Raw genomic sequence first — 12,458 nt, forward strand, 5'->3', positions numbered from 1 at the left:
GTCCCCCGCTTCAGGAGACAGCCCGCGCCCATGAACCACGCGCTCAGCCTCACCCTGCTCACCTTCGCCGGCATTGGAGCCTTCGTCCTCGGCGTCCAACTCTTCTTCGTGCTGCGCCGGCAGTGGAGCTTGTCCCGAGCCCCCGCTCCGGTGTCCAGCGGCGCGCCTCCGGCGGGCATCTCCATCCTCAAGCCCCTGTGCGGCGTGGATGACGATCTGGAGGCCAACCTGGCGTGCTTCGCCACGCTCGGCTACCCGGTCTACGAGGTGATCCTCGGCGTGAAGGACACCCGGGACCCGGCCTATCAGGTAGCCCAGGCGGCCGTGGCGCGCTGGCCCAAGGTCATGCGCCTGGAGCTGCAGCACGGCGAGCCCGGCCTCAACCCCAAGGTGAATCAGCTCATCACCCTGGCGGGCGCGGCCCGGTACGACATCCTGCTCATCAGCGACTCCAACACGCGCGTGGAGCCGGACTACCTGCATGAAATCTCCCGCACCTTCGAGGACCCGGAGGTGGGCTGTATCTCCCACCCCGTGAGCGGCATTGGCGAGCAGTCGCTGGGCTCGCTGATGGACAACCTGTACCAGTGCACCACCACGGGCGCGGGGCAGATCGCCGCGAAGCAGGCCGCGAACCAGGACATCGTCGTGGGCAAGTCCATGGCGCTGCGCCGCGAGGTGCTGGAGGCGCTGGGCGGCTTCTACTCGGTGCGCAACGTGTTGGCCGAGGACTTCGTCATCGGCCGGTGGGTGACGCGCGGCCTGGGCAAGCGCGCCGTGGTGGCACGGGCCCCCGTGTACAACGTGTCGCAGAAGAAGAGCGTCTCGGCCTTCTTCAAGCGCTACATCCGCTGGTGCATCATCCACCACTCCTGCATCCCCACGCCGGTGTACCTGTCGCAGTCGCTGCTCAACCCCATGCCGTGGGCCCTGCTGGGCGCCGTGTTCGAGCCCTCGCTCCGGGCGCTCGCGGTGGTGACGGGTGTGACGGCGGCCAAGCTCATCCACGACGTGACCGTCTTCCGGGTGCTGCGACCCGGGCAGCCCATGCCCTCCATGACGGTGCCGGCGGTGCTGCTCAAGGACGTGCTGCTCTTCGTGGCCTGGGTGAACGGACTGTTCGCCCGCTCGGTGGACTGGCGCGGCAACAAGCTGCGCGTGATGGCCGGCTCCAAGCTGATTCCGCCCGCGGGCACCCCGGTGCAGCCGCTGCCCACCCCCGAGGAGGTTGCCGGCGCCAAGCCCGAGGCCGACTCCGAGGCCGACTCCAAGGAACTGCTCGTCGGCTGACGGGTTCACCGCGAAGTCACCGGGCCCTCCCAGAAGGTTCACCGGGGGGCCATTCCGGTGTTTCAGCGCATGGGTACTTGAAGCGTACCCATGCTCATCCGGACACTGGCACATCTGTCGGACCTGCATCTGGACCTCTCCCGCGAGAGCGACGCGACGGCCTCCGCGCTCGTGGAGGCCCTCCTCGCCGAGCGCGTGGACCACGTGGTGGTGACGGGAGACCTCACCCACCAGGGCAGCCGGAGCGAGTACCGGCGCTTCCGGGAGCTCTTCGCACCGCTGCTCGACGCCGGCCGGCTCACCTTCATCCCCGGCAACCATGACCGCACCGGCGAGGACGCCGGAGGCCAGTGGATGAACGGCCAGAAGGTGCGGGTGGAGCAGCACGAGGGCCTCTTCCTCGTCTGCGTGGACTCCACGGGCCCGCACAACCGCAACTACTTCGCCTGCCATGGCGAGCTGACCCGGGCCGTGCTGGACGAGGTGGACGCGGCCCTGAGCGCCGCTCCCACCGGCGCGCTCACCGCCGTGCTGCTGCACCACCACGTGCTGCCCCTGCCCGAGGAGAGCCTCCCGGAGCGCTTCGCCACGCGCATGGGCTGGCCCCACGCCTCGGAGCTGGCGCTGGGCGCCGAGCTCGTCCGCCGCGTCCAGGGCCGGTGCGATCTGATCCTCCACGGGCACCGGCACGTGCCCCGCGAGTTCGACCTGGGCCCCACCCGGGGCCGCGGGCTGCGCATCTACAACTCGGGCAGCTCCATCGAGCTCGGCCGCTTCCGCCTCTTCCAGCACGCGGCCGGCCGGCTGGTGGGCGAGCCCGTCTGGCAGGGCTCGGCGCTGCCCCCGGTGCGCAAGCGCTCGGCCCCCAACGTCATGCCCGCCCTGCAATACCTGGCCAGCCAGCTGACGGTGTCCCTCCTCTGAACTACCTTTGAGACACCTTTGGAGCACCTTCGAAGGACCGCTCGAAGGAGCGCTGCCCGGCTGCCTCCTCCCCTGCTCTCCGGCCGGCCTTCTTCCCTCCGCGAATGCCACGTTGCCGCCGGCGGGTTGTCCTCACGTACCGGGAGGAGACTTGGGTCGAAGGGCATCCGAAGACGACGGACGCAAGGTGCTGGTCGTTGACGACGACGCGGACTGGCGGGAGTTCCTCCGGCTGTGTCTCGAGGATCTCGGCTACGAGGCCATCGAGGCCGCCAACGGCCAGGAGGCACTCGACTCCCTCTCCCAGCAGCGCTACGGCGTGATGCTCCTGGATTTGAACATGCCCGGCATGAACGGCTTCGAGGTGCTGGAGCGGATGCCTCGCAACGGCAGCCCGCCCCGGGTGGTGTTCCTCACCGCCGCGGCGGCCCATGAGGTGGGCGGCGCCCTCCGCACCGGGCCCCACTACTACCTCCCCAAGGGCGCCAGCCGGGATCAACTCTCCTTGCTGCTCCAATCTTTGGACGCCTGAGGCCGCCCCCTGCTGCTATAGCTCGATGCCCGGAGGTTGAACGGCCATCGCCCTCGAATTCGCCATCATCCTGGTGCTGATCCTCGCCAACGGCATCTTCGCCGGGGCGGAGCTCGCGTTGTTGTCGGTGCGCAAGACGCGCCTGAGCGAGCTCCTTGACGAGGGCAACCGCGGCGCCCAGGCGGTGCAGGCCCTGCGGGACAACCCCGAGCGCTTCCTGGCCACGGTGCAGATCGGCATCACCGTGGTGGGCGCCACCGCGGCGGCCTTCGGTGGAGCCTCCATCGCCCAGCGGCTGGTGGAACCGCTCAAGCAGCTGGGGTTGGCGGCGGAGACGGCCGAGAGCGTGGCCTTCGCGGGCGTGGTGGGGCTGGTGTCCTATCTGTCGCTCGTGCTGGGCGAGCTGGTGCCCAAGTCCCTGGCCCTGCGCTTCTCCGAGGGGTACGCGCTGTTCATCGCCCGCCCGCTCCGGGGAATCTCCTGGCTGGTGCAGCCGCTGGTGTGGTTCCTCACCGCCAGCTCCAACCTCATCCTGCGCTTCTTCGGAGACAAGACCAACTTCACCGAGTCGCGCCTGTCCCCGGACGAGCTGCAGCAGCTGGTGGAGGAAGCGGCGAAGTCGGGCTCGTTGGATCCCCGGGCCGGGGAGATCGCCTCGCGGGCCTTCGATCTCGGCAACATCCCGCTGTCGGCGGTGATGGTGCCGCGCAGCCGCATGGTGGCGCTGCGCCGGCACTCGAGCGCGGAGGAGATCAAACAGGTGCTGCTGGAGCACGGGCACTCGCGGATGCCGGTGTACGAGGGCTCGCTCGACAACATCGTGGGCTACGTCATCGCGAAGGATCTGCTGGGCATCGCGTGGGAGGGCCCGCTCATCGTGCTCGAGGACGTGATGAGGCCGGCCTGGTTCGCCTTCGAGTCGATGCGGGCCATCGACGCGCTGAAGGAGCTGCAGCAGCGGCGGATGCAGCTGGCCATCGTGGTGGACGAGCGCGGAGGGGTGGCGGGACTGGTGACGGTGGAGGACATGGTCGAGGAGCTGGTGGGAGAGATCGCCAGCGAGTTCGAGAAGCCCGAGGAGCTCCTCAAGCACGAGAGCCCCACCACGGTGGTGGTGCAGGGCACGGCGGCCATCCGGGACGTCAACCGGGCCCTGGGGCTCGAGCTGGAAGAGGGCCAGGGCTGGTCCACGGTGGGAGGCCTGTGCTCGGCCGAGGCCGGAACCATCCCCGAGCCGGGAACGAAGCTGACGCTGGAGGACGGCACGGTGCTGGAGGTGCTGGACTCGAGCCCCCGCCGGGTGCGCACGGTGCGCATCCACCTGCCCCCCCAGGAAGCATCCAAGGACTGAAGAACGGAGACGGTTGGAGCGGGGGCCGTGGCACCCGCCGGGACACCTCGCCTATCGTGGGTCACCGCCATGCTGCTCCAAGACGCCCTGCACCCTTCCCTGACGGATCCGATCCTGGACGTCATGAACTTCTTGAACGAGATCGCGCTCCGCTACCCGGAGGCCATCTCGTTCGCGCCCGGCAGGCCCCACGAGAAGTTCTATGATCCCCAGCAGCTCACGACGTACCTCGACGCGTACGTCCGTCATCTCGGCCAGGAGCGGGGTTTCACCGAGGCGCAGATCCGCACCAACCTGTTCCAATACGGCCGGACCAACGGACACATCCACGGGCTGATCGCGCGGATGCTGGAGAAGGACGAGGGAATCCGCGTCGCCCCCGAGTCCATCGTCGTCACCGCCGGCTGCCAGGAGGGGATGTTCATCTCCTTGCGCGCGCTGTTCTCGAAGGACACCGATGTCCTGCTGGTGGGCATGCCTTGCTACATCGGCATCACCGGCGCGGCCAGGCTCCTGGACATCGAGATCGTCCCGGTGGCCGAGCGCGAGGAGGGGCTGGATCTGCACGAGCTCGAGCGCACGGTGGAAACGCTCAAGGCGCAAGGGAAGCGGCCGCGGGCGCTCTACCTCGTGGCGGACTTCGCCAACCCGTCCGGACGAAGCCTCCCGGAGCCCTCGCGCAAGCGCCTGCTGGAGATCGCCGCGCGCGCCGACATGCTCATCCTCGAGGACAACCCCTATGGGTTCTTCTACCGGGAGGGCCCCCGCAAACCCACCCTCAAGTCGATGGATGACCGGGGACAGGTCATCTACCTGGGCTCGTTCTCGAAATCCGCCTTCCCGGGCCTGCGCGTGGGCTACGCGGTGGCGGATCAACGGGTGCTCGGCCCGACGAACGAGCCGCACCTGCTGGCCGAGGAGTTCTCGAAGATCAAGAGCCTGCTGACCGTGAACACGTCGGCCATCTGCCAGGCCATCATCGGCGGCATGCTGGTGATGAACGGCTGCAGCCTCCTCGAGGCGAACCACGAGGCGATCCGCTTCTACAAGGAGAACATGGACGCGACGCTCCAGGCCCTGGAGCGCCACTTCCCGAGAAGCGAGGCCTGGGCACGCGACGTGACGTGGAACGTCCCGGACGGTGGCTTCTTCCTCGTGATGAAGCTCCCCATCGAGGCGGATGAGGCCCTGCTCGAGCAGTCCGCGCGGCACCACCAGGTCATCTGGACGCCGATGCGCTACTTCTACCTCGGCACCGGTGGCGAGCATGAGCTCAGGCTCTCCGTCAGCTACCTCACACCGGAGAGAATCGAGGAGGGCGTGTCCCGCCTGGCCAGGCTGCTCAAGACGACGCTGGAGCAGCGCGGCGCGCGAGCGCTCCAGGCGGGGTGACCGGAACCGCCGGGCGGCGCGAGCTACCCGACGTTCGCCTTCCGCTCCTTGCGCATCATCTCCTGCTCCACGGACTGGTAGAGCGCACGGATGTTGGCCGTACCGAACCCCCGCGCCGACTTGCGCTGGATGACCTCGAAGAAGAGCGTGCGCCGGGGGTGGACCGAGCGGGTGAAGACCTGCAGCAGGTACCCCGCGTTGCCCTCGCGATCCACCAACACATGGTTCTCGCGCAGCTGCTCCAGATCCTCGGACAGCGTGCCGACCCGCGCCGGGAGCGCTTCGTAGTAGCCGGCGGGGCTGTCCAGCAGGGGCATCTGGCGCGCGCGCAGCACGCGGACGGCCTCGAGGATGTCCTCCGTGAGGAAGGCCATGTGCTGCACACCCGCCCCGCGGTGGTTGCTCAGGAAGTGGTCGATCTGCCCCGGGCGCTTGCCGGACATCGGCTCCATCAGCGCGAAGCACACCCCGCCGCCGGAGGCATCCTGCACCACCTTGGAGTTCATGCCCCCGTACTGCGTCGCCACGTTCTCCTCGTGGCTCTGCTTCAGGCCGAACAGCCGCCCATAGGCGTCCACCGTCTCCTGGAGCGTGCCCGGGATCAGGCACAGGGCCAGATGGTCCAGCGAGGCCAGGAGATCGCGCTCCGAGGCGGGAGCCACCACCGGCTGGAAACGGCCCGGCCAGAAATCCCCCTCGGGCGACGCGCGCTCGATGAAGGAGTGCACCAGGTCACCCACCGGGGCGGCCACCGTCGCCCGCACCAGACGTCCGTGAGGACCCTCGTACACCCGCGGCTCGTGCACCGGTGTCGCGCCCCGCCGCACCGCCTCGTGGAAGGCCGCCGCCGCATCCTCCGTGCGGAACGCCACGTCCTTGACTCCGTCCCCGTGGACCGCGACGTAGTCCGCGGCCTCATCCGTGGCCACCAGGGACTGGGTGAGAATCAGCCGGATGCGGCCCAGCTTGAGCAGGAGGCTGATGCGGCCCTGCTGCCCCGTCTCCGGACCGGCCCTTCCCGTCACCCGGAAACCGAAGCCGGCGCAGTACACCTCCGCCGCCTCCTCCAGCTGGCCCACATACAGCTCGAGATGATCGACCCCAGCGAAGTTCAAGTTCAGCTCTCTTCCTCGAGGCCGCCGAGACACGGGCCAACCCTCGACGCAACCGCACTGCGAGAGTAAAGGGGCTGCACTTTTTCACATCCAGGAAGAGAAGGGAATCCGAACCAGGGGGACACCCGCGGCCCCCGCTCCCCGCGCGGTCGCCACCTCGCCCTCCGGAGCGGCCAGGTGGTGGTAGGCCATGGGCGCCACCAGCAGGGGCATGGCCATGCCTCTCCCTTACGCCCCGTGCACTGCCGGTCACGTTCCAGCGGCGTGTGGGGCCTCCTGCCCCAAGATGAGCACGTCACAGGTGCTCTCCCTGGCGACCTGCGGCCCCGTGTGCGGACGCACGATCCGGCTCAGCCCCAAACGCAGGTGCCTTCCAACAACCACCAGGTCCGCCTGCTCCTCCTGGGCGATCTCCAGAATGGAGGCGGTGGCATCGCCAGAACGGACGATCTCGTCGAAGTACACCCCGGCGTCACGGTACGGGGCCAGGAACCGTTGCAACTCGGCGCGCGCCTGTGCCTTGGCTTCGCGCTGGTACTCCAGGATGCGGGAGAGCTGAGCTCCCGACTGGTGGAGGACGAGCGCGTAGGAGGTGTCGTAGTCGTGCAGCACGGCCACGCGGCTCACACCGGGGCACAGGTGGAGCACTGCCTCCAAGGCATGCCGGGACGCTTCCGTGAAGTCCACGGCCACCAGGGGGCGCTGGTACGGACACACCGGAGGCGGCCCGACGATGAGGAGCGCGGTGGGGATGCTCTCGATGAGCCCTCCGGCCAACCGCTCCCGCATTCTCGCCAGGAGCGAGCTGGGGTGGCGAGGCCTCCCCAGCACGACCAACTCCGCACCGAAGTCCCGCGCCGCCTGGGTGAGGGACTCCGCCGGTATGCCCCGCACCAGCAGGCTACGCACCTTGCATACGACTCGCGCGCGTGCCTCCTGGGTGAGGAGCACCGACTCCTCGAGGGCATGCCGGGCGAGCGCTTCTTCCTCTTCGTCGCGGCCCCCCACGGTGGCTTTGAGCACGTGGACAAGGAGGATTTCCGCTCCCTCCCGGAGGGGAAGCTGGAGCGCCCGCTCCAGCGCACAAGAGGCGTGGGGGGAGAAATCCGTGGCCACCAGGACGCGGCTCAACCCCACCGTCCTTCCTGGCCCGAGGCCCTCGGACGCCATTGGCTCGTGCGTCATCATGTCAGTGTCCTCCCTCGCGTACGGAGATGTTCCTGGGCGGCCGGGGCGCTCGGCTCCGCGGTGGACGAGGCGCCTGGGGGGTAGACACGGCAGTGGCCGTGGGGCGAGGACCGGCCAGTAGCCGCTTCACGCCCAGAATGAAGAGGCCCGTGAGGAACAGGTTGAGGGACAGGGACAGCAGGGCCACGGTCGTCGCCGTGCCGTTGATGCCATATCCCAGTGACACGACGAGCACGCCGGCGCCGACCTCTCCTCGTGGAAAGAGACCAATCGCCAGGGCGAGCCGTTCGCGCAGGCTTGCCTCCCGGCGGTAGCACAGCGCCGGAAACATCTTCCCCAGGTTGGACAGGAGGGTCACCGCCAGCACATGGAGGGCGATGAGGCCCCAGCCCGGGCTGCCACCCGCGACGGCGCTGATGCTCTGCTCGGATTCCGGTGCCGCCCCTGCCCCACCCAGGGCGGGCATCGACAGCCCCACGAGAACCATGAAGCCGCCGGAGATGAGGGTGGCGACACGCTGCTCGCCCGGCGTATCGAGTCCAGGGAGCTCCCCCTCCAACGCGTCCTTCTCGTGCAGGCCGTGCTCGGGATTGGCGATCATGCAGCCCAGGATGAAGGCCGGCAGGAGGACCTCGAAGTGGACCGCCGCGTCGGAGTCCAGGTACCCCGTCCCAAGGTAGATGGCCTCGGAGGCGAGCGCGAGCAGCACCGAATAGCCGAGCACCCAAGGCCAGCTGTACGGGATGTGCCAGCGGTGCAGGTACTTCCACCCCGCCCAGAGGAGCAGGACGATGAGCGCGATGACGCCCCCGAGCTGCCAGCGGAAGCCGACGAGCAGCACCGTGAGCGGCACCATGAGCAGGATGGTGTCCAGGTCGTCGAAGATGGCGAGGATGCGGGCCTTGCGGAACATCCACGTCACGCCCAGGCCCGCGGCGGTGAGCATGGAGAAGAGCACCCCGGCGCTCGTTGGCGCGGCGAATCGCCCTTGAAGCAGAGCTTCCTTCCACAGGTCGAACTGTCCCCAGAACTCGGGGGGAGCCAGGACGAAGACGAAGTAGAGGGTGACGAAAATCCACGGAAAGGTCGCCGCCGTCGCGGCCACCACGTAGTCCCACCCGTACTGGCGCATGTTCGACTTATCCAGGTCGAACTCCTGCCCCACGTGAATCATGATGAAGGCGAGCCCCACCATGGTGAGCAGCCGGATGACGTGCGTCAGCGGCTCGTAGACACCTGGCCCGAGCGCGGGAAGCGCCTGCGAAGCCACCAGTCCTCCGAGAAGGAGGACGGAATAAACGAGGACTTTGCGCATCACCGCTCCTCCTTCTCCCCCCTCTTGAATGAAGGTAGGGGATGGGTCGGCCCGCATCAGAACTGCCGCTCCCTCCCCCGCCAGTCAGCGAGGCGGGGAACGCTTCATCCAGGGGCTGTGCCCCACGTCCATCCAGGGAGCGGGCGGGCTGGGGCCCCCTGACACCCGTGCCCCGTGCCACCGGGAACGGGAGGGCCCTGCTGCTCGTGACCCTTTGACCGAAAAATAAAAACGGGTCATATTGTCTTCATGGCAGCGTCTTCTCCCCCAGTGGCTACGCCTGCTGGCCGCTCATCCACCGAGGTCCGGCGTCAGCGCATCCTCCAGGTGGCCAAGAGCCACTTCGAGCGCTTCGGCTTCCGCCGCACGCGCATCGAGGACATCGCCCGCGAGGCGGGGATCGCCAAGGGGGCCGTCTACCTGGAGTTCGAGAGCAAGGAAGTCCTGCTCCACGCGGTCATCGGCACCCTGTTCGAGGAGATTGGGCGCCGGTATGCCGCGGAGGTGCTGCCGCTGGAGTCGCCCCGCGAGCGGTTGCGCGCCACGCTGCGCTTCTCCTACCGCGAGCTCTCCCGCGATACCTTGTTCGAGCGGCTCGTCCGTGAGGATCCCGAGGTGGCGGTGCTCCGCTCCCTGGCCGAATCCGGAGACAACCCGCGCAAGGCGGATGCCCAGTTGGAAATGATTCGCGGCTGGGTGCGCGAGGGCATCGAGCGGGGCGAGCTCCGCTCCGATCTGGACATCGAAGCGGTGCCCTTCGTCCTGGGGCTGATGCGCTTCCTGCACTACCACACCGGGCTCGTCACCACGGGAGACCGCATCTCCCGTGAGCGCCTGCTCGATGGCGTCATCGACATCTTCATCGCGGGCCTCTCCGCGCCCGCCCCCACCCCGCCATCCCAGGCCAAGAGCCCGGGCCGCGGCTCCAAGAGGTAAGGCCATGCATGCCATCGAGATCGATCGGCTCACCCGCGTCTACGGCTCCGTACGGGCCGTGGATGGAGTGAGCTTCCATGTGGAGCCCGGAGAAATTTTTGGCTTCATGGGACACAACGGCGCGGGGAAGACGACCACCCTCCGGATGCTGCTTGGGCTGACGCGCCCCACCTCGGGCAGTGCCCGGGTGCTCGGCCACGACGTGGTACACGAGAGCCTCGAGGTGCGCCGCCAGTGCGGCTTCCTGCCCGCGAGCTACGCCCTCCCGGCCCACATGACGGCGCGCCAGTTCCTCCACTACGTCGCCGCCATGTTCGACCTCGACCCGGGCGTGGCCGAGACGCGCATCCAGTCGCTGCTCCAGCTCTTCGGACTCGAGGCCGCGGCGGACCGGAAGCTCGGCGGCTTCTCCACCGGCATGACGCAGAAGGTGGGGCTCGCCCAGGCCCTCATCAACGAGCCCCGCATCCTGCTGCTGGACGAGCCCACCTCCGGGTTGGATCCTCTCGGCCGCTACGAGCTGCTCGAGCACCTGCGCCGCCTGTCCTCCGAGCGCGGCGTCACCGTGCTCTTCTCCAGCCACATCCTGTCGGACATCGAGACGCTCTGCCAGCGCGTCGCGGCGCTGCACCAGGGCAAGCTCGTCGCCTTCGGCCCTGTCGAGGCGCTCAAGAGTGAGCACCGCTCGGCGAACATGGACGAGCTCTACCTGTCGCTCGCGCGGAGGGCCGCATGAAGGCGCGCTTCCTCTGGCTCGACATGCGCGCCACGCTCGGCGAGCGGAAGACGTGGCTGGCCGCGGGGATGATGCTCTACGCGGCCATCTCCATGCCCTTCGTCGCGGCGAAGCCGCCCGAGCACGTGCTCTCGGCGCTGAAGGGGTGGTTCTCCACGTCGGATCCCTTCATCCTCTTCCTGTTCATCTGGACGGACCTGGCGATGAACAAGTGCATCCTCGTCCTCGGGGTGGTGCTCGCGAGCAGCCTGCTCATCCGCGAGCGGGAGACGGGGCAGCTCGCGGTGCTGCTGTCCAAGCCCATCTCGCCCGCCGCGTACTTCCTGGCCCGGACACTGTCGGCCTGTGCCGTCATGGGGGTGCTCTACATCGGCACGCACCTGGCCGCCGCGCCCTTCGTGGCCCGGAGCCTGCCGGGGTTCCGCGCGGGGCTCTTCTTCGCCTCCATGGCGGTGCACCTCTTCGCCGCGTTCTTCGCCGTCTGCTTCAGCGCCCTCATGGCCGTGCTCATCCAGCGGCGGGCGCTGGCGGGGTTCGTCAGCCTGATGGTGCTCAGCCTGCTGGTGGGCATGGCCTTCATCGGCTTCTACAACCCGGCCTGGAATGGCATCTCCCAGCTCAACCCCCTCACCCAGGGCATCTCCGTGCTCGGCCATGTGGACGACCTGCGCCCGGGGCACGTGCTGACGCCCATCGCCCTCCTGCTGGGAATGAACGCGGCTGTACTCGCTCTCGGCGCCCTGCGGGTGCGCCATCTGGAGATGTGACGCCATGCAGGCCCCTCTTCGTCGCTACCGCCTCCTCGAGGCCCGCCATGCCCTCGGGTGGCTGCCCCTCGTGTCCCTGCTCGTGGGCATCGCCGTCGTCGTCTTCACGGCCTTGTTCATGCCGCTGTTTCCCACCGCGGTCATCACCTTCATGGAGCGCGCGTTCCTCATTCGTGGAATGGGCGCGGTGATCCTGGTCAACGAATACGTTGGCATCTACATGCTGGCCTTCTTCGGCGGCGTCACGGGGCTGATGCGGGCGCTCGTCGAGCCCCGGGAGAACCGGTCCCTCGAGATGCTGCTCAGCAAGCCTGTCTCCCGCCGTGTCTTCCTGATGGCCCGGGTGGGCCCCATCCTGCTCGCCTCCTCCGCCGTGGGCGTGGGGATGTCCCTGGTCCTGGGGCTCGTCGTGCGGCCCTACACGGGCGAGGGCTCCAACGTGAGTGTCGCGGGAGCGGTGGGCGCCGGGCTCATCTTCACGGCCCTGGCGGTGCTGCTGCTGTGTGTGCTCGTTGTCCCGCTGCTCCTGGTGCGTGACGCGTTCCAGGGACTCCTCATCGCGTTCGCGATGTGGATCGTGCCCATGTTCCCGACCGCCGTGCTGCTCTACCGTCCCGATCTGTACGACGGGCGCGACCGGCTGCGAGATCTGATCGTCCTGGGACCGAATCTCCTGTGGTACGACGCGTCCGTGCCGCTCCTCACGGCCATCTCACTGGCCGTGGCCTTCGTGGGCTCCTGCGGGGCGCTCGTGATCGGCACCCGCGTGTTCGAGCGCGCGGAGCCGCGCTGAGCCGGCATCTCGCCTTCCTCGGCAGTCGCTCACGAAGAGTTCGAGCCAATGGAGGCGGGTGCGGCGCGCGGCAGGTAGCGCCCCGGGCCCTCGTTGAGCGGGTGAAGTTCCATCAGACA

13 protein-coding genes are annotated in these 12,458 nt (G+C 68.5%); 9 read left to right on the forward strand and 4 right to left on the reverse strand.

The window, feature by feature from the left end; genetic code table 11:
* Positions 1-30: 30 nt before the first annotated feature.
* The 5 genes from Q664_RS42250 (at position 31) to Q664_RS42270 (ending at position 5,489) form a co-directional block, all read left to right on the forward strand.
* Positions 31-1,290 carry a ceramide glucosyltransferase gene (locus Q664_RS42250; protein WP_052519351.1) on the forward strand — a complete coding sequence of 420 codons (1,260 nt, stop codon included), beginning with the start codon at positions 31-33 and terminating at the stop codon, positions 1,288-1,290.
* A gap of 90 nt (positions 1,291-1,380) precedes the next feature.
* Positions 1,381-2,214, forward strand: a complete 834-nt coding sequence (locus Q664_RS42255) for a metallophosphoesterase family protein (RefSeq protein WP_043409884.1) — start codon at positions 1,381-1,383, stop codon at positions 2,212-2,214.
* Positions 2,215-2,365: 151 nt separating this feature from the next.
* Complete coding sequence (locus Q664_RS42260; protein WP_043409887.1) at positions 2,366-2,746, forward strand: response regulator; 381 nt, start codon at positions 2,366-2,368, stop codon at positions 2,744-2,746.
* A 73-nt stretch (positions 2,747-2,819) separates the two neighbouring features.
* A complete protein-coding gene (locus tag Q664_RS42265) occupies positions 2,820-4,097 on the forward strand; it encodes a hemolysin family protein (protein WP_043409890.1) in 1,278 nt (425 codons plus the stop codon).
* 69 nt (positions 4,098-4,166) lie between these two features.
* Positions 4,167-5,489 carry an aminotransferase-like domain-containing protein gene (locus Q664_RS42270; protein WP_052519353.1) on the forward strand — a complete coding sequence of 441 codons (1,323 nt, stop codon included), beginning with the start codon at positions 4,167-4,169 and terminating at the stop codon, positions 5,487-5,489.
* Between the two features lie 23 nt (positions 5,490-5,512).
* Here Q664_RS42270 and hppD read toward each other — a convergent pair whose 3' ends face one another.
* The 4 genes from hppD to Q664_RS42285 all read right to left on the reverse strand — a co-directional run bounded on the left by hppD (position 5,513) and on the right by Q664_RS42285 (position 9,107).
* Positions 5,513-6,604, reverse strand: a complete 1,092-nt coding sequence (hppD, locus tag Q664_RS42275; RefSeq protein WP_043409893.1) for a 4-hydroxyphenylpyruvate dioxygenase — start codon at positions 6,602-6,604, stop codon at positions 5,513-5,515.
* Between the two features lie 84 nt (positions 6,605-6,688).
* The gene (locus tag Q664_RS58500; RefSeq protein WP_152622648.1) at positions 6,689-6,823 is read right to left on the reverse strand and encodes an alpha-hydroxy-acid oxidizing protein; all 135 of its coding nucleotides are present in this window, start codon (positions 6,821-6,823) and stop codon (positions 6,689-6,691) included.
* Positions 6,824-6,853: 30 nt separating this feature from the next.
* Complete coding sequence (locus Q664_RS42280; RefSeq protein ID WP_043409898.1) at positions 6,854-7,792, reverse strand: universal stress protein; 939 nt, start codon at positions 7,790-7,792, stop codon at positions 6,854-6,856.
* A gap of 1 nt (position 7,793) precedes the next feature.
* Entirely contained in the window at positions 7,794-9,107 is a 1,314-nt protein-coding gene (locus tag Q664_RS42285; protein ID WP_043409901.1) for a cation:proton antiporter, read from the reverse strand.
* Between the two features lie 270 nt (positions 9,108-9,377).
* On the opposite strand from Q664_RS42285, the gene Q664_RS42290 reads away from it, so the two are divergent.
* Genes Q664_RS42290 through Q664_RS42305 form a run of 4 tightly spaced genes read left to right on the forward strand, consistent with a single transcriptional unit; the run spans position 9,378 to position 12,339 of the window.
* Positions 9,378-10,043, forward strand: coding sequence for a TetR/AcrR family transcriptional regulator (locus tag Q664_RS42290; RefSeq protein WP_160174622.1), 666 nt, complete (start codon positions 9,378-9,380; stop codon positions 10,041-10,043).
* Positions 10,044-10,047: 4 nt separating this feature from the next.
* Entirely contained in the window at positions 10,048-10,779 is a 732-nt protein-coding gene (locus Q664_RS42295) for an ABC transporter ATP-binding protein (protein WP_043409904.1), read from the forward strand.
* Entirely contained in the window at positions 10,776-11,546 is a 771-nt protein-coding gene (locus Q664_RS42300; RefSeq protein ID WP_043409908.1) for an ABC transporter permease subunit, read from the forward strand. The genes Q664_RS42295 and Q664_RS42300 overlap by 4 nt, the downstream gene beginning before the upstream one ends.
* Positions 11,547-11,550: 4 nt before the next feature.
* On the forward strand, positions 11,551-12,339 hold the full coding sequence (locus Q664_RS42305) for an ABC transporter permease (protein WP_043409911.1): 789 nt from the start codon (positions 11,551-11,553) through the stop codon (positions 12,337-12,339).
* The last annotated feature ends 119 nt before the right edge of the window (positions 12,340-12,458 follow it).

The organism is Archangium violaceum Cb vi76 (genome assembly GCF_000733295.1).
Classification (GTDB): Bacteria; Myxococcota; Myxococcia; order Myxococcales; family Myxococcaceae; genus Archangium; species Archangium violaceum.